Origin of the sequence: Bradyrhizobium acaciae, from assembly GCF_020889785.1 — a bacterium.
GTDB lineage: Bacteria > Pseudomonadota > Alphaproteobacteria > Rhizobiales > Xanthobacteraceae > Bradyrhizobium > Bradyrhizobium acaciae.
In genome coordinates this window covers 24453-43175 of record NZ_JACMYK010000057.1, presented here as the reverse complement: position 1 = coordinate 43175, position 18723 = coordinate 24453, and the positions used below count along the sequence as shown (strand labels likewise).

Genomic DNA, 18723 nt, shown 5'->3' with positions numbered 1-18723 from the left:
CGCGCGGCGGCGGGCCGGCGGGTTGCAGCTCGGCGAACACCGGGCTCGGATCGAGCGTGGTCGTCGCCGGGCTCGTGAAGTCGCCCGGTGCGCGCGTGACGGTCACCGGCACCGTCGCCGGCTGGAACTTCGGCATGTTGAAGGTGACGGTGAAGTTGGCCTCCGGCGCCGGGACCGACACCGAGCAGGGCGTCTTGCAGCCCGGTCCGAGCGAGGTCACGGCATCCGCGCCCTGCGGCGCCGAGTCCAGCTGCACCTGCATCGGCGGCGGCGCCGACTTGAACGAATCCAGTGAAAAGGAGGAGCAGCCGGCCAGGCTCAGCCCGGCGGCCGCGATGACGATGATACGACGCATGATCCACACTCTACTGCGGCAATCAGCCACAATCCCCGCGCGGACCATAGGGGCGTCGGAACAGAGGCGCAACGGGGGGAGGCCTGCTCGTTAAAGGATGGTTAACAGCAAAATCGCATGGCAAAATATTGCCAAGAGATATCAGTGTGTTGCGGAAAATTACGCGGCGATCAGGGCGGCCACGGCAGCCGGCAGATCGCGCATATGGCTGATCAGCCGATCCGGCTTGAGCTCGGTCATCGGGACGTCGGTATAGCCGAAATCGACCCCGATCACCGGCACCTGCGCCCGCCTTGCGACCCCGACATCGGGGCCGGCATCGCCGACCATGATGGCGCCGGGCAGCTTTCCGCCGGCGCGGGCCACCGTCTCGCGCAGGAACGCCGGGTCGGGCTTGGCGACGCCGAAGGTGTCCTGGCCGCAGATCGCGGCAAAGCGCGGCGTCAGGCCGAGCCGGTCGAGCAAGAGCTTCGACAGCCACTCCAGCTTGTTGGTGCACACCGCAAAGCGATGGCCGTTGGCCGCGAGCCGGTCGAGCGCGGTCTCCAGCCCGTCGAACGGGCGCGAGCCGTCGACGATGTGCTCGGCGTAATAGTCGATGAAATCCGCGGTCAAACGGTCGAGTTCGCCGACGCTGACCCCGCGTCCGTCCACCTCGAGCCCGCGTTCCAGCAGCTTGCGCGCACCGGCACCGATCATGTTGCGCGCCGCCGACAGCGGCACCGGCGCGAGGCCCTCGCGGTCGAGCACGTAATTGAGCGCGCTGATCAGGTCGGGCGCGGTGTCGACCAGCGTGCCGTCGAGATCGAAGACGATGATGGGGGGAGAGGAGGCGGGCATGATGCTTTTGGCTATCGGGCCGTGCGCCGCGATGCAAGGGTAGATGTGCGCGTGCTATGAAACTGGGGAGGCCGTCATGCCTCGCTCCTCGCCTTCGGCAAGGTCCATGTCGTCTGCAACGGCGCAGGCGTTGGCCGCGATCCGCGACGACCGGTTCTACATTTTCACCCATCCCGGGATGCGGGCCGAGGTCGAGGAGCGCTTTTCGGCGATTTTGGCCGCGATGGACGCCGTTTCGGCCCAAAGACCGGTCCGGATGGCGCTGTTCCTGTCCGCAAAACGACGCTAGATATGCGCCCGCCGGGCCGCCCGATGGCGCGCCCGTAACGGACAACCGGGGGCTATCGGCCGTGGACATGGACGCACTGAAACGCCAGGCGGCGGCGCGCGCGCTCGAAGAGGTGCGCGACGGCATGAAGCTCGGGCTCGGCACCGGGTCCACCGCCAAGCATTTCGTCGAACTGCTCGGCGACAAGGTCCGGTCAGGCATGAAGGTGATCGGCGTGCCGACCTCGGAGGCGACCCGCGCGGATGCGATCCGCTGCGGCGTGCCGTTGACCACGCTGGACGAGGTCGATCATCTCGACCTGACCATCGACGGCGCCGACGAGATCGACCCCGCGCTCAATCTGATCAAGGGCGGCGGCGGCGCGCTGTTGCGCGAGAAGATCGTGGCGGCCGCCAGTGATCGGATGATCGTGATCGCCGACGACAGCAAATGGGTCGACGTGCTCGGCCGCTTTCCGCTGCCGGTCGAGGTGATCCCGTTCGGGCTCGCCGCGACCCAGGCCGCGATGGCGCGGGCGTTCAAGGAAGCCGGCGTGTCCGGCCAAATGGTCGTCCGTAAGGGCAAGGACGGTCACGTTTTTGTCACCGATGGCGGCCACTGGATCGTCGATGCGCACCTCGGCCGGATCGGCGACCCGCCGCGTCTCGCCGGTTTGCTCAGCGTGATTCCGGGTGTGGTTGAACACGGTCTGTTCATCGGGCTTGGCAGCGTCGCCGTTCTGGCCGGCGCACAGGGAATTCGGGTTGTTGAACGGCGATAGCGCCGCAAGCAAGGAGACTTGGAATGAAGCGTTTTTCGGGACTTTTGTCGGCAGCGACCCTGGCGGTCGGACTGGCGCTCGCCACCGCACCGGCGATGGCGCAGCAGCCGCAGCTGCCGCCCATGCCGAAGGTCAAGCAATCGACCCCCGCGGCGATCGGGTACGCCAAGGAAATCCTGGCGATGAAGAACGTCGCGGTGATGTACAACGGCGCCGTCCCCGGAATCATCGAGAAGACCAAGACCGGTCTGTTGCAGCAGTACCTGAACTACCAGAAGGATCTCGATGAGGTCGCGGTGGTCGTTGCCAAGCAGTTCGGCGGCACCGAGAAGGAGATCGGCGAAGGCATGGCGCAGATCTACGCCGCCGAGTTTACCGAGCAGGAGCTGAAGGATCTCGTGACGTTCTACAAGACGCCGCTCGGCCAGAAGCTGCTGACCGCCGAGCCGGTCGCAATCAACGGCTCGCTGCAATATATGCAGCAGTGGGCGCAGCAATTCGGCGTGATCGTCAACGGCCAGTTCAAGGCCGAGATGAAGAAGCGCGGCAAGGATATCTGAAAACGATACCTATATGCTTATGACCTCGCCCCGCTCGCGGGGCGAGGAGGAAGAGAGAGGTTGCCATGGCCGAGTTTGACGTCGATCTGTTTGTCATCGGTGGTGGTTCGGGCGGCGTTCGTGCCGCTCGCATCGCTGCCAACTACGGCGCGAAGGTCATGGTCGCCGAAGAGTACCGGATGGGCGGCACCTGCGTGATCCGCGGCTGCGTGCCGAAGAAGCTGTTCGTGATCGGCAGCCACGTCCACCAGGAGATCGAGGATGCGGCCGGCTTCGGCTGGAGCATCGGCCAGGTCTCGTTCGACTGGGCCACCCTCGTCGCCAACAAGGACAAGGAGATCGCCCGGCTCGAGGGCGCCTACACCAGCAACGTCGAGAAGTCGGGCGCCAGGATCGTCAAGACCCGTGCGGTGCTGGAGAATGCCCACACGCTCCGGCTCGCCACCGGCGAGAAGATCACCGCGAAATACATCCTGATCGCGACCGGCGGCGCGCCCAATCACGGGCCCCAGGTTCCCGGCATCGAGCACGTGATCTCCTCCAACGAGGCGTTTCACCTCAAGGAGCTGCCGAAGCGGATCGTGATCCAGGGCGGCGGCTACATCGCGCTGGAATTCGCCGGCATCTTCGCCGGCTACGGCTCCGATGTGACCGTGGTCTATCGCGGCGACAACATCCTGCGCGGCTTCGATGAGGACGTGCGCAAGCATGTCCGCGCCGAGATGGAGAAGCGCGGCATCACCATCATCACCGGCTGCACGGTGGCGAAGGTCGACAAGCACGGCAAGGATTTCACCACGCATCTGTCGAGCGGCTCCAGCATCGCCTCCGACCAGGTGATGTTCGCGATCGGCCGGCATCCCAATGTCGCCAATCTCGGACTGGAGACGGCAGGCGTCGCGATCAATCCCGCCAATGGCGGCATCCAGGTCGACGGCTGGTCGAAGACCTCGGTCGACAACATCTACGCGGTCGGCGACGTCACCCACCGCACCAATCTGACCCCGGTCGCGATCCGCGAGGGCCATGCCTTCGCCGACACCGTGTTCGGCAAGCGGCCCGTGCAGGTCGACCACGCCACGATCCCGACCGCGGTGTTCTCGCAGCCCGAGGTCGGCACCGTCGGCCTCACCGAGGAAGAGGCGCGGGCGCAGTTTTCCCACGTCGATATCTACAAGACCGATTTCCGCCCGATCAAGGCTACGATGTCCGGCCGCGACACCCGCGTGCTGATGAAGCTCGTGGTCGACGGCTCGAGCGACCGGGTGCTCGGCTGCCACATCGTCGGCGACTGCGCTGCCGAGATCACGCAGGCGATCGCGATCGCCGTGAAGATGAAGGCGACCAAGGCCGATTTCGACGCCACCGTCGCGCTGCATCCGACCGCATCGGAAGAGCTGGTGACGATGCGGACGCCCACCGCGCGCCACGTGCGCCAGGCGGCGGAGTAGGGGCGCGACAACGCGGCGCGTCGCAGGGAATCGCAACTTGCGATGCCCGACCTCCGCCGGGCGTCGACGTCCTCGTTTCCGCGAGAGCAAGGCGGGAAGACAGATTTTACCGTTGCGCGGCGCCAATACAGCATTGCTTTGGCGGCCAAATCCCGCAGAATTGGAGGGCCGGGAAGGGGTACAGCCGTTTGGAACCTTGTGCCGAACCAGAAGTTCATTTTTCAAGCAAATGAATTCAACGGATTGAGGGAGCTGCTCATGACAGGCCCGACCGAGCAGGAGATTCGGACCCGCGCGTACGAGTTGTGGAAGGACGCCGGCGAACCGCACGGCAACATGGATCAGCTCTGGTACCAGGCCGAAAAGGAACTGCTGGCGCGCAAGGCCGCCAACGGCGAAGCGCATTGCGATAAGAACGGGCAGCACGGGCCGACCACATATCCGGAGAAGTTAAGGGGCGTGCATTGAGTGCGTCGCGCAGCTGAGCTAACGACCCCGGCAGGCTGGCCTCACAGGCAGGCTTGGAGCCGGAGGCATCATGAGCGACGCGATCGATCTTTCGCAAAGACTGTCGACATTCTCTGATCACTGGTCGCCGCGCACGGTGGCGCAATTCAACGCCTGCGACGTCATGGTGGTGAAGGTCGAGGGCGAGTTCGTCTGGCACAAGCATGACGACACCGACGATTTCTTCCTGGTGCTGAAAGGCGTGCTCGACATCGAGCTGCGCGACCGCACCGTCACGTTGAAGCCGGGTCAGATGTACGTCGTGCCGAAAGGCGTCGAGCACCGCCCCGTCGCGCGGGAAGAGGTGCACCTGCTGCTGATCGAGCCGACGGGGACGCCGAACACGGGGGACAGGGCGACGGCGGCGGCGCGGAAGGTGGTGTGAGGTTGGAGCGGCGCTCCCTAGGGGAGACGAAGGGCAATCTGTGAAGACACTGAAAATCAAGAACAAGCAGATCGCTCCTCGCCAAACTTCGCTGTTCGCGCGCGACTTTGCCCCCTCCTTGCCTCGATGACCACATGGAAGCGTGTTCACCAGAGGGAACGAGGGGACACGCCGGTATTATTCGGGCAACCCGGCTTTGCGAAGACCCTCGATCAATACCGTCGAATTTGATTGCCCGCCCCGGGCGATGAATGCCGAAATTGTAAAGGTGGGGTCGACCTCAAGCAGGCGCGCCGCGGCCTCACGGGCCTCAGCATCACGTCCGAGATGAGCGAAGGCGGATGCGAGATTGCGGTGAGCCAACGGATTGGAAGGGTTCTGACGCAAGGCTTTCTTTGCGGCGGCGATGGCCTCGTCAAAGCGACGTAGTTCAGTCAGGGCTTGCCCCATCCCCATAAACATCAGGTGCAGCCGTGGGTCTACGGGGCTCATGCGAATGGCACGCTCGAAGCTCCGGATTGCTTCCTCCGGCAGTCCTGCAATTCGATAGACTTGGCCTCTGCAGCTCCATGCTGCAAACGAATTCGGGTTAAGCGCAACCGCCCGGTCAGCCAATTCAATTTCACTTTCATAATCGCCCACCATGTAGGCCGATGTCATCGCAGCCGTTGCCACTGCGTCCGGATCGTCATCGTCGATGCTCAATGCCAAGCGAAGAAGCCGAATTGCTTCCTCCCTGTCGAATCGAGGATTGACCGAATAGCCCAAAAGGACATTTCGCATGTGACAGGCACCAGCCAGAGCAGCGGCAAACCCGAACCGAGGGTCCAGCTCCAAGGCACGACGAGCAAGATGGATCGCTTCCGCCAGTCCTTGAGGGGTTGTTGAGTAGTACGACTGTATTGCTCGGAGGTAGAAATCATATGCGGTAGGATTTTCTGATCGCCGCCGCGCCGCTAGTCCAATTTCTGTTTGAAGCAACTTTGGCTGGATAGCGGAGACAACAGCGACCGTGACTTCGTCCTGAAGAGCGAAAACGTCGGTCAAGTCGCGCTCGAACCTGTCTGCCCATATATGCGTGCCCCTAGTCGCGTCGATCAACTGGCCGGTGATCCGAACCTTCCCCGTTGCCTTGCGCACAGATCCCTCAAGGACATAGCGCACGCCGAGCCTTCGTCCCACCTCCTTTACATCGACGGCTTGGCCCTTGAACGTAAAGCTCGAATTGCGAGCGATCACGAAGAGCCATTTGAACCGTGAGAGCGCGGTGATGATTTCTTCAACCATTCCGTCCGCGAAGTATTCCTGCTCGGGGTCGCCGCTCATATTTTGGAAAGGAAGCACCGCAATGGAAGGCCTGTCGGGCAACGCAGGCGGGCTCTCGGCCTCAGCAACATGTGCAGGAGCCGCTTGCTCTTGAATTGATGCAGCCACCTGATAGGCCCTGACTGGCTCCTGAATATTCTTCGCCTGATGAACGCCAAGGTCCAAAAAGGTCATCGGCAAGACCTTGCGCACCTGATCGTACGTGGCCCCGGAGATACACACGCCTCCCGGCTTCGCGATCGACTGCAGCCGCGCAGCAATGTTCACGCCGTCTCCGAAGAGGTCTCCGGCGCGCACCATTACGTCACCGATGTGGATACCGATGCGGAAGAGAATGCGGCAGTCAGGTGTGAGACTGGCGTTCGCTTCGGCCAAGGCAGTCTGTGCCTCCACCGCGCATTGTACGGCGTCCACGGCGCTTCCGAACTCCGCGAGAACACTGTCGCCCGCCGTATTGGCTATGCGGCCCCTTTTCTCCCTAATGATCCTGTCGAGGATTGCGCGCCGTTCGGTCAGCCCTTTGAGCGTGCCGACCTCGTCAACGCCCATGAGGCGGCTGTAGCCCTCCACATCTGCTGCGAAGACGGCGACGAGGCGTCGGCTGACTGCCATAGGGTCTGACATGCGTGCCCCAATGCCAACCTGAGCAGTCTGGGGGGAGGAGCGACCCACGTCAACCCGCAGGGTCAACGTCGCCGTCGAGAAACATTGGTTCAGGCACCCCAGCTAATCGCATGCCCTCAACTAAGCGCTTGCGTCCGACAGAATGCGGCGGATCGCTGATTGACCGAAGGAAGCGGCGGACGGTGAGCGATGGTTGAGCCCAAGCCCCGCTTGCGTGGCGCCCTTCGCCTCAGCCAAGCGCCTGGGTAGAGCCAGCGCCGCGGCAAGAATGAAATGCGCTAGGGGAAAATTGCGATTCACCTCGATACTCCGGCGCAACCAAGAGGCCGCCTCCACATCCGCACCGAGTTGAAGTTTCGCAACGCCGACAAACGCCAGCCATCGAAATGCGAAGATGTCACTTGTAGGAAGGCGAAGAGCCAACGCGGCCGGTTGTATAAAATCTAAGTGGTCTATTGGCTTTTGTACCAAAACAAGAAATTTCCCAGTCCAATCAATACGATCACCCCTGTCCAGTCTTCGCTAAGAAAATATTCCGCTTGGCGTTTGACCCAACTCAGATGTTCAATATGCGCGTCTCACCCGATCGAGGGGCGCTGCGCATCGTCAGGAGTGTTGCGGTGGGATGCGGTGGACGCCCAGGTCGCGAGTGACGACGCGTGGCTGAGGTGGACGGCGAAATCGTGTGGTCCTGACGCCCTAGCGGCAGGTGTCTTCGTGCAAGGCGCGTTGCGTCATGCACGGACGGTGACAAGCAAGCCCAGTCTCACCGGGGAGAGCACGTATAAGCCGTAACCCATCGCGCAGGGAAAGCCGGGATGTTTCCGGTTACACCTGTGGTCCGACCTCCGGTGCTTTTTTATTGCACCGGACCCATGGGTGCGATCGGCACCCGGCTTTCCCTGCGCCCTCTGTTGAAGGAGCGGCGAAACGAAATGCAAAAGCTCGGACGATTCATGTCGCGAGAATGCGAAGCTGCGTCTTCACCCACGACTGTCATCGCCCGCGAAGGCGGGCGATCCAGTATTCCAGAGGCAGCCATTGTTGAATCGATGAACCGCGGCGTACTGGATCGCCCGGTCGAGCCGGGCGATGACACCGCGATGAGACGTGCAATAGTGGTGCATCGCATCGCGCGAGAACCATCGGCCTCGTCGTCCTGGCGAAAGCCAGGACCCATTACCCCAAATGCCTGTTGTTGCGCGACGCCGGGGCCACGATCCCGTTCGCAAGCACGTTCGGTGGTTATGGGTCCTGGCATTCGCCAGGACGACGGTGATGAGAATTCGAAGCTACCGCTCCGCCTCGAGCCACTCCGCGGCGCCGCGCCACAGCGTGTCGCGGTGGTCGCTGCGGAAAAAGCCGAAATGGCCGATCTTGCTGACGCAGGCGTCGGCGGGGCGGATCGAGACGATCTCCGGCGTGGTCGCGGTGAAAGCGGAGCACAGCAGTTCGACCGCGGGCCGCGTCGCCCAGCTGTCGTCGGTCACGCTGAAGGCGCGGAGCTTGCCTTTGTACTTTGCAAAATTCTCGCGCGCGGCAAGTGTCGTGTCGTCGAGCAGGTAGCGCTCGCGCATCACCCAGCCTCGCCATTGCTCGAACACGCCGCGCGGCAGGTCCATGCCGAGGCCGGCCCACGCAGGCACATAGCCGAGCGTGCGCGCCAGCGGCAGGCCGATGCCGTTCATGAAGGCGACGACGCGGTAGCGCTCCGGCGAGGCCATCAGCTTCCAACAGGCGGCCTGCGCGGCGATCAAGAGCGCGCGCGGGATCTCGGTGTTGTTGGCAAGGAGCCCGAGCGCCTGGCCGCCGAAGGAATGGCCGACATAGGCGAAGGGCAGGTCGCGGTAGCGCTCGCGCATCCAGCTCACGGCCGCGGTGGCGTCGAGCGCGGCCCAGTCCGCCATCGTGGCCTTGAAGCCGGCGAGCGACTTCGGCTTGTTGAGGCCGGTCGCCGCCATCGGCCTCGAGTCGCCGGTGCCGCGGTAGTCGTAGGTCACGACCGCCGCGCCGCGGCGGGCGAGGTAGCCGGCAAAGCCGCGATAGACCTTGCGGGGCACGGCGGTCGCCGAATTGATCAGGACGGCATGGCGCTTCCTGCCGCGCGGCAGGAACAGCGTCGCGGCCAGCGGATAGCCGTCCGCCGCTGGCACGACGATGTCGTCGCTAAAAACGTCGTCCAGCGTGGCCTGGGCCACGGCAATTTGGCTGGCATTCATGGTATGGTCCAGCAAATGCGAATTCGCATTTTCCTGCAAGAGTTTGACGGGATTGCAGGATTCCTTCTAGCGGGGGAGCGGGCGGCTGTGTATAAGCCCTGCTTTCCCGTCGATTAAGTCGCGGTTTTTGCTCAGGAGTTGACCTCATGTCCGAGCGGTGGACACCCGATAGCTGGCGCGCCAAGAAGGTGCTGCAGGTGCCCGATTATCCCGATGCCAAGGCATTGGCCGACGTCGAGGCCCAGCTCGCGACCTTTCCGCCGCTGGTGTTCGCAGGCGAGGCGCGCAGCCTGAAGAAGGCGCTGGGCCGGGTCGCCGACGGCGAGGCCTTCCTGCTCCAGGGCGGCGACTGCGCCGAGAGCTTTGCCGAGCACGGCGCCAACAACATCCGCGACTTCTTCCGCGTGCTGCTGCAGATGGCCGTGGTCATGACCTATGCCGGCGCGCTGCCGGTGGTGAAGGTCGGCCGCATCGCCGGGCAATTTGCCAAGCCGCGGTCGTCGCCGACCGAGAAACAGGGCGATGTCGAGCTGCCGAGCTATCGCGGCGACATCGTCAACGACATCGCCTTCACGCCGGAAGCGCGCATTCCCGATCCGCAGCGCCAGCTGATGGCCTATCGCCAGTCCGCGGCGACGCTGAACCTGCTGCGCGCGTTTGCCACCGGCGGCTTCGCCAATCTCGGCAGCGTGCATCAATGGATGCTCGGCTTCCTGAAGGATTCGCCGCAGTCCCGCCGCTACAAGGAGCTCGCGGACCGCATCTCGGACGCGCTGAACTTCATGCGCGCCTGCGGCCTCGATCTCGAGAGCCATCCCGAGCTGCGCGCCACCGATTTCTACACCAGCCACGAGGCGCTGCTGCTCGGCTACGAGCAGGCGATGACGCGGGTCGATTCCACCACCGGCGACTGGTACGCGACCTCCGGCCACATGATCTGGATCGGCGACCGCACCCGCCAGCTCGACCACGCCCATGTCGAATATTTCCGCGGCATCAAGAACCCGATCGGCTTGAAATGCGGTCCGTCGCTGAAGCCGGACGAGCTGTTGAAGCTGATCGACGTGCTCAGCCCCGACAACGAGCCGGGACGCCTGACGCTGATCAACCGCTTCGGTGCCGACAAGATCGGCGACCATCTGCCCGGCCTGATCCGCGCGGTGCAGCGCGAGGGGCGCAAGGTGGTGTGGTCGTGCGATCCGATGCACGGCAACACCATCACCTCGACCTCGGGCTACAAGACGCGGCCGTTCGACCGCGTGTTGTCGGAGGTGAAGTCGTTCTTCCAGATCCATGCGGCCGAAGGCACCCATGCCGGCGGCGTGCATCTGGAGATGACCGGGCAGGACGTCACCGAATGCATCGGCGGCGCGCGCGCCATCACCGACGAGGACCTCAACGACCGCTACCACACGGTCTGCGATCCCCGCCTCAACGCCGAACAGTCGATCGACATGGCCTTCCTGATCGCCGAGCTGCTGAAGCAGGAGCGCGCCGGCAAGGTCAAGCCGATGCCGGCCGCTGCCGGACTGTGATTTGGGGCAGTGATTTGGGGGCAGTGACTTGCTGAGGTTCTGGCGAGCCACCATCAACTCGCGCAACGGGCTGGCTTTCGCCATTCGCTCGGAGCAGGCGATTCGCGAGGAGGTGGTGGCACTGGTGCTGTCGGTGCCGCTGGCCTGGCTGGTCGGCGCCACCGTGATGCGCCGGGTCGAGCTGGTCGCGACCGTGGTGCTGGTGCTCGTGATCGAGCTGCTCAACACCGCGATCGAGAAGCTCGCCGACCGTTTGACGATGGATCACGATCAGCAGATCGGCCGGGTCAAGGACATGGGCTCGGCCGCCGTCGGCGTCGCGCTCATCATGGCCGGGCTGTTCTGGCTGTTCGCGCTGGCCGAGCGCTTGGGCGCGTTCTGATTCCAGGCAACCAAAACATGGACCCATCCTCGTCATTGCGAGCGCAGCGAAGCAATCCATCGCTCCGCATACGCGGACGAATGGATCGCCGCGTCGCTGTGCGACATCTGAGCAAGATGGGCCATTCGGTCGCGCTGATCGGGCCCGGCGACTGCGTTCCCGGTGCGATTTCTGCAAGCGCACCATGACCGGACGACCATTGAAGTTTGCCCTTGTGCGGGACAACATAACAGTATGAGCGAACAACAGATCAAGATCACCCTGGCGCAACTCAATCCGACGGTCGGCGACGTCACCGGCAACGCCGCGAAAGCGCGTGCCGCGCGCGATAAGGCGAAGGCCGACGGCGCCGACCTCGTAGTGTTGTCGGAACTGTTCGTTGCCGGCTATCCGCCGGAGGATCTGGTGCTGAAGCCGGCGTTCCAGTCGGCCTGCCGCGCCGCGATCGAGGAACTGGCGCGAGAGACCAAGGACGGCGGCCCGGCCATGCTGATCGGCACGCCCTGGGTCGAGGACGGCAAGCTCTACAATGCCTGCGCACTGCTCGACGGCGGCCGCATCGCCGCGCTGCGCTTCAAGGCCAATCTGCCGAATTACGGCGTGTTCGACGAGAAGCGGCTGTTCGCGCGCGCCGCGCGGCCGGTGACGGTGCGCGGCGTGCGGATCGGCGTGCCGATCTGCGAGGACATCTGGCTCGAGGAATCAGAGGACTACGAGAACGTCGTCGAATGTCTCGCCGAGACCGGCGCCGAGATCCTCGTGGTGCCGAACGGCTCGCCCTATGCCCGCGACAAGGCGGATCTCAGGCTCTCGATCGTGGTGGCGCGCGTCACCGAAAGCGGCCTGCCGCTGGTCTATCTCAACGAGGTCGGCGGTCAGGACGAGCTGATCTTCGACGGCGCCTCGTTCGCGCTGAATGCCGATCTCTCGGTCGCGGCGCAGCTTCCGGCGTTCGAGGAGAACATCACGACGCTGACCTGGCGCAAGACCGCCGACGGCTGGCGCTGCAACGGGCCGATCACGGCGCAGCCCGAAGGCGACAAGGCGGATTACGCGGCCTGCGTGCTCGGCCTGCGCGACTATGTCCGCAAGAACGGCTTTCCCGGCGTGTTGCTCGGGGTCTCCGGCGGCATCGATTCGGCGCTGTGCGCGGCGATCGCGGTCGATGCGCTCGGCGCCGACAAGGTGCGCGGCGTGATGCTGCCGTTCCGCTACACCGCGCAGGTCTCGCTCGACGATGCCGCCAAGCTCGCCGCTGCGCTCGGCATCCGCTACGAGATCCTGCCGATCGCGGACGCCGTGAACGGCTTCGAGAAGATTTTGGCGCCGGTGTTCGCTGGGCTGGAGCGCGACATCACCGAGGAGAATTTGCAAGCACGTGCCCGCGGCACGCTGTTGATGGCGATCTCCAACAAGACCGGCGCCATGGTGGTGACCACAGGCAACAAGTCGGAAATGTCGGTCGGCTACGCCACGCTGTACGGCGACATGAACGGCGGCTTCAACCCGATCAAGGACATCTACAAGACCGAGGTGTTCCGCCTGTCGAGCCTGCGCAATGCCTGGAAGCCGGACGGCGCGCTCGGGCCTTCGGGCGAGGTGATCCCGGTCAACATCATCATCCGGCCGCCGACCGCCGAGTTGCGCGAGAACCAGACCGACCAGGATTCGCTGCCGCCCTACGACGTGCTGGACGCGATCCTCGAACGGCTCGTCGAGCGCGAGGAGCCGCTTGCGACCATCATCGAAGCCGGCTTCGATCCCGACGTGGTAACCCGCATCGATCGCCTGCTCAACATCGCCGAATACAAGCGGCGGCAGGCCGCGCCGGGGGTGAAGGTGACGCGCAAGAATTTCGGCCGCGACCGCCGCTATCCCATCACCAACCGCTTCCGCGACTTCGGCAAGGCGCTGCCGGAGCCCGACGACAAGCTGGTGACGCGCGGCTCGCGCGCGTCGGCGGAGGCGTTCGAAGGTTAAGCCTTACTGCTTCTTCTGCTGGATGAAGGTCGGGCCGACTGTGCGGATTTGGCCGTCGCTGGAAGGCGCGGCCGGGGCCGTGGCGTCGGCGGCCGCCGGCTGCTGAACGGCTGCTGCCGGCGCGCCCTTCTTGCCGGCGGCGGACTTGGTCTGCGCGCGCTGCTGCATCTTCCGCGCGCTCTCCTCGGTGACGATGATGTCGCCCTGCTGCGCGGCGGCCGCCTGGTCGTCGACAGCCTTCAGCGCCTCCGCCCAGCTCTGGCCGGCCGCCTTGCAGGAGCACGACGGGTTGAACTCGGTGCGGTACTTGAAGGCGTTCGGCAGGGCCGAGTAGGACTGGCCGTTGATCGAGACCGCCTGGTTGATGTCTTCGCCGGGATTTCGATAGGTAAACAGGCTGGCCTCCGCGGCCGGGCACTGCGCCTTGCAGATCTGCTCATCGGCGGCAAAGCGCGCCTGGCTGGTCGCGAACGAGATCGGGAAGTAGGCGCCATCACAGGTGCGGACGCAGACGGTGCGGAAGGTGCCGGACTGTGCGCCATATTGCGCGTCGGGCGGAGGCAGCTGACTGTTGGGATTGCTGCCGCCACCGCCGCCGCCGAACAGGTTCTCGAGGAAGTTGCCTGGGCCACGCGCTGCGGCCGCGGCGTATTGCGGGCCGCAATTGTTCTGCGCCAGTGCGGTCAGGACCGAACGGCGCTGGTTCTCGCGGTCGGCACCGCCGAGCCCGCCGGTGCGCAGGCGCTCGAGATTGGCGGTCATCTGGTCGAGATTGGCGCGCATCTGCTGGATCTGGTTGTTGACCGGACCGCATTGCGCCGAATTGTTGTTGAAGAGAGAGAGGAACCCGGAGCTGTCGCAGCCCATGCGCCGCGCCTGCGCGGTGACGCGATCGAGCTCGCCCTGCTGCCGGGTTGCCGCGTCCTGATAGCGGCGGATCTGCTCGTCCCTTGCCGGATCGCCGCCGCCGCGATCGATCGCCGCCAGCTGGCCCTCGAGCCGGCTGCACATCGGGTTGGCCTGCGGCGCGCCCTGCGGAGCCGGGCCGGGCGGGCCAGGGGGCACCTGGGCCAGGGCATCCGTGGCGGGCAGGGCGATGCCCGCCAGAACGGCGCAAGTCAGAAACCAGCGGGAGAAGCGATAACGGGAGCTATTGGGCATATCCGGCCATTAAAACGACGCCGCGCGGCGATCAACGCCAAGGCGCGCGGCCAAGGTCCCCTTGCAAAGGTTGCCTGCAATAGCCGTTTCTCGGGGCAGCGTCACGTCGTTTCCGGGGCGCCGGTGTGGCAATAACCCCGTTTATCCAGCGGCTTGGCTTAGCGCTGACAGGTGATGGCGACGTATTCGCCGCAAGCGTTGCCGCTGCATGTCTCATTTGCGGCGTGCGGAACCGCACCGGTGATCTCGTCGGGATCGACGCGGCGGTAATTGGTGGCCTGTGCAAAATCGCGTGACCGGCAATAGGCGCGGGCGGCAGATGCGCCGCAGCGGTCGCCGCGGGCCAGGCACTGGTCGATGCCGTAGCCATCCGCCTGGTTGGCGACGATGAAGACGCGGCTGTCGGCCAGCGCGGCCGAGGGGGCAAGGAAGGACGGGACAACGAAGAGCGTGCAGGCAATCAATGCTGAAATCGGCCGCATGGTGCACCAGTGAAAATGGCGGGGAATCCGCGGGCCACCGGATACGCCCAAATGCTTAATAATGATTAACCATGAGGGCGTTGGCGTAATTTCGCTGCGGGGCCGGCCGCAATACGCCCGAAAACAGCCCCTTGACGCGATAAAGGGGCCATGAGACATGGTGGAACCATGAACGGCCACCTCGCCATCTGCAGCATTTGCCGCGAGATTATGAGCTAGCGATTCGCTGGCTGAGGCCGTCTTTTCTCAATCGCCTGAGAATCACTGGACGCCCGGCCGCAAGGGATGGGTACCCATGGATTTGCGCCTCTACGATACGTTGACCCGGGAGAAGCGGCCGTTCGTGCCGCTCGATGCCAACAACGTCCGCATGTATGCCTGCGGACCGACGGTCTACGACTTCGCCCATATCGGCAATGGCCGCGCAGCGATCGTTTTCGACGTGCTGTTCCGCGTGCTGCGCCATCGCTACGGCGCCGACCACGTGAAGTACGTTCGCAACATCACCGACGTCGACGACAAGATCAACGTCCGTGCCGCGCGCGACTATCCCGGCGTGCCGCTGAACGAGGCGATCCGCAAGGTCACCGAGCTGACCTACCGGCAGTATCAGGACGACGTCACCGCGCTCGGTTGCTTGCCGCCGACCGTGCAGCCGCGCGCGACCGAGCACATCCCGGAAATGCGCGCGATCATCGACAAGCTGGTCGCCGGCGGCTTTGCCTATGTCGCCGAGGACCATGTGCTGTTCTCGCCGCAGGCGATGAACGCGGCCAATTCGACGCTGCCGCGCTACGGCGCGCTGTCGAAGCGCTCGCTCGACGAGATGATCGCCGGCGCCCGCGTCGATGTCGCGCCCTACAAGCGCGACAACACCGACTTCGTGCTGTGGAAGCCGTCGAAGCCGGGCGAGCCGTCCTGGCCGTCGCCGGCAGGCATTGCGGTCGAGGGGCGCCCCGGCTGGCACATCGAGTGCTCGGCGATGGCCTGGAAGCATCTCGGCGAGAAGTTCGATATCCATGGCGGCGGCATCGATCTGGTGTTCCCGCACCATGAGAACGAGCTCGCGCAAACCTGCTGCGCGTTCCACACCGACCGCATGGCCAATGTCTGGATGCACAACGGCTTCCTGCAGATCGAAAGCGAGAAGATGTCGAAGTCGCTCGGCAACTTCTTCACGATCCGCGATCTCTTGGCCGATTGGCCGGGCGAGGTGTTGCGGCTGAGCATGCTCAAGACGCACTATCGCTCGCCGCTCGACTGGACGCTGAAGAGTGCCGAAGAGAGCGCGAAGATACTCGACGATTGGTACGCGGTTGCGGCCGACGCCGAGCCCGGCGCGCCGTCGACGGCGATGGTCGAGGCGCTTTACGACGACCTCAACACGGCGCAGGCGATGGCCGTTCTGCACGGCCTGCGCAGTGCTGCCTCGAGCAACGAACAGAGTCGCAAGGAGTTCGCCGGTTCGCTCCGGCTGCTCGGCTTCCTGTCGGAGAGCGCGGCGGCGTGGGAGGCGCGCAAGCAACAGGCGAGCGGCGTCGATGCCGCTGCGGTCGAGGCGCTGATTGCCGAGCGCACTGCGGCGCGTGCGCGCAAGGACTTCAAGGAATCCGACCGGATCCGAGATCAGCTCGCCGCGATGGGCGTGGTGATCAAGGACTCCAAGGAAGGCACCACCTGGGAGGTCGCGCGATGAGCCGTTCCGCACCCGCATTGCGTCCGTATCTACCCGATGACGCAGCCGTCCTGGCAGCGATCTTCGCGGCGTCGATCATGGATCTGACCGGCGACGACTACAGCGAAACGCAGCAGGAGGCCTGGGCGGCCGTTGCCGACGACGAGGCGGCATTCGGCAAGAAGCTGGCCGGCCAGCTCACGCTGATCGCAACGTTGCAGGGTGCACCAGTCGGATTTGCCTCGCTGAAGGGCGCCGATCACATCGACATGCTCTACGTGCATCCGAGTGCAGTGGGGCAGGGCGTCGGCAGCGCGCTGTGCGACGCGCTGGAGAAGATCGCGAGCGCCCGCGGCACCAAGACCCTGAAAGCCGATGTCAGCGACACCGCGCTCGAATTCTTCCGCAAGCGCGGCTATGTCGCGCAGCAGCGCAATTCGGTCACTATCGGCGACGAATGGCTCGCCAACACCACGATGCAGAAGACGCTCGACGGTGTCGCTACCCCGGGAGGCCACGCGTGAGCCGCGAGCGCCTCTATCTGTTCGACACCACGCTGCGCGACGGCGCGCAGACCAACGGTGTCGACTTTACCCTGCAGGACAAGCAGGTGATCGCGGGCATGCTGGATGCGCTCGGCATCGACTATGTCGAGGGCGGTTATCCCGGCGCCAATCCGACCGACACCGAGTTCTTCAGCAGGAAGCCCGCCTTCGACCACGCGCGCTTCACCGCCTTCGGCATGACGCGGCGGCCGGGCCGCTCGGCCTCGAACGATCCCGGGCTCGCCGGCATCCTCGAGGCCAAGGCGGACGCGATCTGCTTCGTCGCCAAATCCTCCGCCTACCAGGTCCGCGTCGCGCTCGAGACGACCAACGAGGAAAACCTCGCCTCGATCCGCGACAGCGTCGCCGCCGCGAAGGCGCTCGGCCGCGAGGTAATGGTCGACTGCGAGCATTTCTTCGACGGCTACAAGGAGAACCGCGACTACGCGCTCGGCTGCGCCACGGCGGCCTACGAGTCCGGCGCGCGCTGGGTGGTGCTGTGCGACACCAATGGCGGCACCATGCCGCATGAGATCGAGACCATCGTCGCCGACGTCGTCAATCACGTGCCCGGCGCCCATCTCGGCATCCACGCCCATAACGACACCGAGCAGGCGGTGGCGAATTCACTCGCCGCGGTGCGCGCCGGCGCACGACAGATCCAGGGCACGCTCAACGGCCTCGGCGAGCGCTGCGGCAATGCCAATCTCTGCTCGCTGATCCCGACCCTGAAGCTGAAGCAGGAGTTTGCCGACAGGTTCGAGATCGGTGTCACCACCGAGAAGATGGCGACGTTGATGAAGGTGTCGCGCACGCTCGACGACATGCTGAACCGCGCGCCCAATCGCCATGCGGCCTATGTCGGCGAGAGCGCCTTCGTCACCAAGACCGGCATCCATGCCTCCGCCGTGATGAAGGATCCGCAGACCTATGAGCACGTGCTGCCGGATTCCGTCGGCAATCACCGCAAGGTGCTGGTGTCCGATCAGGCCGGCCGCTCCAACGTGATGGCCGAACTCGACCGCGCCGGCATCGTCTATGACAAGAGCGATCCGCGGCTGACGCGGCTGGTCGAGGAATTGAAGGAGCGGGAGGCCGCGGGCTTTGCCTATGAATCCGCCAACGCCTCGTTCGACCTCCTGGCGCGCCGCACGCTCGGCAAGGTGCCGGAATATTTCAAGGTCGAGCAGTTCGACGTCAATGTCGAGCAGCGCTACAACGCCAACGGCCAGCGCGTCACGGTGGCGCTGGCGGTGGTGAAGGTCGACGTCGACGGCGAGCATCTGATCTCGGCTGCCGAAGGCAACGGCCCGGTCAACGCGCTCGACGTCGCCCTGCGCAAGGACCTCGGCAAGTACCAGAAATATATCGATGGCCTGAAGCTGATCGACTACCGCGTCCGTATCCTCAATGGTGGCACCGAGGCGGTCACGCGCGTGTTGATCGAAAGCGAGGACGAGACCGGCGAGAGCTGGACCACGGTCGGCGTCTCGCCCAACATCATCGACGCCTCGTTCCAGGCGCTGATGGATTCGGTGTTTTACAAGCTGGTGAAGTCGGGCGCGCAGGCGTGAGGCCAGCGTGACGGAACGGAAAGTCGTCATTGCGAGAGCAATTTTGCGCTGAAGCGACGAAGCAATCCATGTC

18 protein-coding genes are annotated in these 18723 nt (G+C 64.6%); 12 read left to right on the top strand and 6 right to left on the bottom strand.

The genetic code is table 11. From position 1 onward, the window contains the following. Both H8A92_RS21705 and H8A92_RS21700 read right to left on the bottom strand, forming a co-directional pair. Window positions 1-355 (bottom strand): hypothetical protein (locus tag H8A92_RS21705; RefSeq protein WP_229197628.1); only part of this gene is annotated, 355 nt, incomplete at its 3' end. A gap of 159 nt (window positions 356-514) precedes the next feature. Next, complete coding sequence (locus H8A92_RS21700; RefSeq protein WP_229197627.1) at window positions 515-1195, bottom strand: HAD hydrolase-like protein; 681 nt, start codon at window positions 1193-1195, stop codon at window positions 515-517. Between the two features lie 106 nt (window positions 1196-1301). Between H8A92_RS21700 and H8A92_RS21695 the strand changes: the two genes are divergently transcribed. The 6 genes from H8A92_RS21695 (at window position 1302) to H8A92_RS21670 (ending at window position 5147) form a co-directional block, all read left to right on the top strand. Next, window positions 1302-1484, top strand: coding sequence for a hypothetical protein (locus tag H8A92_RS21695; RefSeq protein ID WP_229197626.1), 183 nt, complete (start codon window positions 1302-1304; stop codon window positions 1482-1484). A 61-nt stretch (window positions 1485-1545) separates the two neighbouring features. Then, a complete protein-coding gene (gene rpiA / locus H8A92_RS21690) occupies window positions 1546-2244 on the top strand; it encodes a ribose-5-phosphate isomerase RpiA (protein ID WP_229197625.1) in 699 nt (232 codons plus the stop codon). 23 nt (window positions 2245-2267) lie between these two features. Continuing rightward, a complete protein-coding gene (locus H8A92_RS21685; RefSeq protein ID WP_229197624.1) occupies window positions 2268-2804 on the top strand; it encodes a DUF2059 domain-containing protein in 537 nt (178 codons plus the stop codon). A gap of 65 nt (window positions 2805-2869) precedes the next feature. Further along, window positions 2870-4255 carry a glutathione-disulfide reductase gene (gor, locus tag H8A92_RS21680; protein WP_229197623.1) on the top strand — a complete coding sequence of 462 codons (1386 nt, stop codon included), beginning with the start codon at window positions 2870-2872 and terminating at the stop codon, window positions 4253-4255. A gap of 258 nt (window positions 4256-4513) precedes the next feature. After that, entirely contained in the window at window positions 4514-4723 is a 210-nt protein-coding gene (locus tag H8A92_RS21675; RefSeq protein WP_229197622.1) for a DUF2934 domain-containing protein, read from the top strand. A 70-nt stretch (window positions 4724-4793) separates the two neighbouring features. After that, on the top strand, window positions 4794-5147 hold the full coding sequence (locus tag H8A92_RS21670; RefSeq protein WP_229197621.1) for a cupin domain-containing protein: 354 nt from the start codon (window positions 4794-4796) through the stop codon (window positions 5145-5147). A gap of 177 nt (window positions 5148-5324) precedes the next feature. Here H8A92_RS21670 and H8A92_RS21665 read toward each other — a convergent pair whose 3' ends face one another. Next, on the bottom strand, window positions 5325-7085 hold the full coding sequence (locus H8A92_RS21665; protein ID WP_229197620.1) for an adenylate/guanylate cyclase domain-containing protein: 1761 nt from the start codon (window positions 7083-7085) through the stop codon (window positions 5325-5327). 1304 nt (window positions 7086-8389) lie between these two features. After that, window positions 8390-9316, bottom strand: a complete 927-nt coding sequence (locus tag H8A92_RS21660; protein WP_229197619.1) for an alpha/beta hydrolase family protein — start codon at window positions 9314-9316, stop codon at window positions 8390-8392. 146 nt (window positions 9317-9462) lie between these two features. On the opposite strand from H8A92_RS21660, the gene H8A92_RS21655 reads away from it, so the two are divergent. The 3 genes from H8A92_RS21655 to H8A92_RS21645 all read left to right on the top strand — a co-directional run bounded on the left by H8A92_RS21655 (window position 9463) and on the right by H8A92_RS21645 (window position 13213). Beyond that, window positions 9463-10851: a class II 3-deoxy-7-phosphoheptulonate synthase gene (locus tag H8A92_RS21655; RefSeq protein ID WP_229197618.1), complete on the top strand. Its 1389-nt coding sequence runs from the start codon at window positions 9463-9465 to the stop codon at window positions 10849-10851. A 28-nt stretch (window positions 10852-10879) separates the two neighbouring features. Beyond that, window positions 10880-11233, top strand: a complete 354-nt coding sequence (locus tag H8A92_RS21650; RefSeq protein WP_163159605.1) for a diacylglycerol kinase — start codon at window positions 10880-10882, stop codon at window positions 11231-11233. Window positions 11234-11467: 234 nt separating this feature from the next. Beyond that, entirely contained in the window at window positions 11468-13213 is a 1746-nt protein-coding gene (locus H8A92_RS21645; protein ID WP_229197617.1) for an NAD+ synthase, read from the top strand. A gap of 3 nt (window positions 13214-13216) precedes the next feature. On the opposite strand, the gene H8A92_RS21640 is transcribed toward H8A92_RS21645, so the two are convergent. Together H8A92_RS21640 and H8A92_RS21635 are read right to left on the bottom strand one after the other, a co-directional pair. Then, on the bottom strand, window positions 13217-14374 hold the full coding sequence (locus tag H8A92_RS21640; RefSeq protein WP_229197616.1) for a DUF2865 domain-containing protein: 1158 nt from the start codon (window positions 14372-14374) through the stop codon (window positions 13217-13219). A gap of 158 nt (window positions 14375-14532) precedes the next feature. Then, window positions 14533-14856, bottom strand: a complete 324-nt coding sequence (locus H8A92_RS21635; protein WP_229197629.1) for a hypothetical protein — start codon at window positions 14854-14856, stop codon at window positions 14533-14535. A 295-nt stretch (window positions 14857-15151) separates the two neighbouring features. Here H8A92_RS21635 and cysS point away from each other — a divergent pair, with 295 nt between their 5' ends. From cysS to cimA, 3 genes are read left to right on the top strand one after another with little or no spacing between them, the layout of a single operon-like run. Further along, window positions 15152-16552: a cysteine--tRNA ligase gene (gene cysS, locus H8A92_RS21630; protein WP_229197615.1), complete on the top strand. Its 1401-nt coding sequence runs from the start codon at window positions 15152-15154 to the stop codon at window positions 16550-16552. Continuing rightward, complete coding sequence (locus H8A92_RS21625; RefSeq protein ID WP_229197614.1) at window positions 16549-17055, top strand: GNAT family N-acetyltransferase; 507 nt, start codon at window positions 16549-16551, stop codon at window positions 17053-17055. Before cysS ends, H8A92_RS21625 begins: the two co-directional genes overlap by 4 nt. Further along, window positions 17052-18650, top strand: a complete 1599-nt coding sequence (gene cimA, locus H8A92_RS21620) for a citramalate synthase (RefSeq protein ID WP_229197613.1) — start codon at window positions 17052-17054, stop codon at window positions 18648-18650. The genes H8A92_RS21625 and cimA overlap by 4 nt, the downstream gene beginning before the upstream one ends. Window positions 18651-18723: the final 73 nt, after the last annotated feature.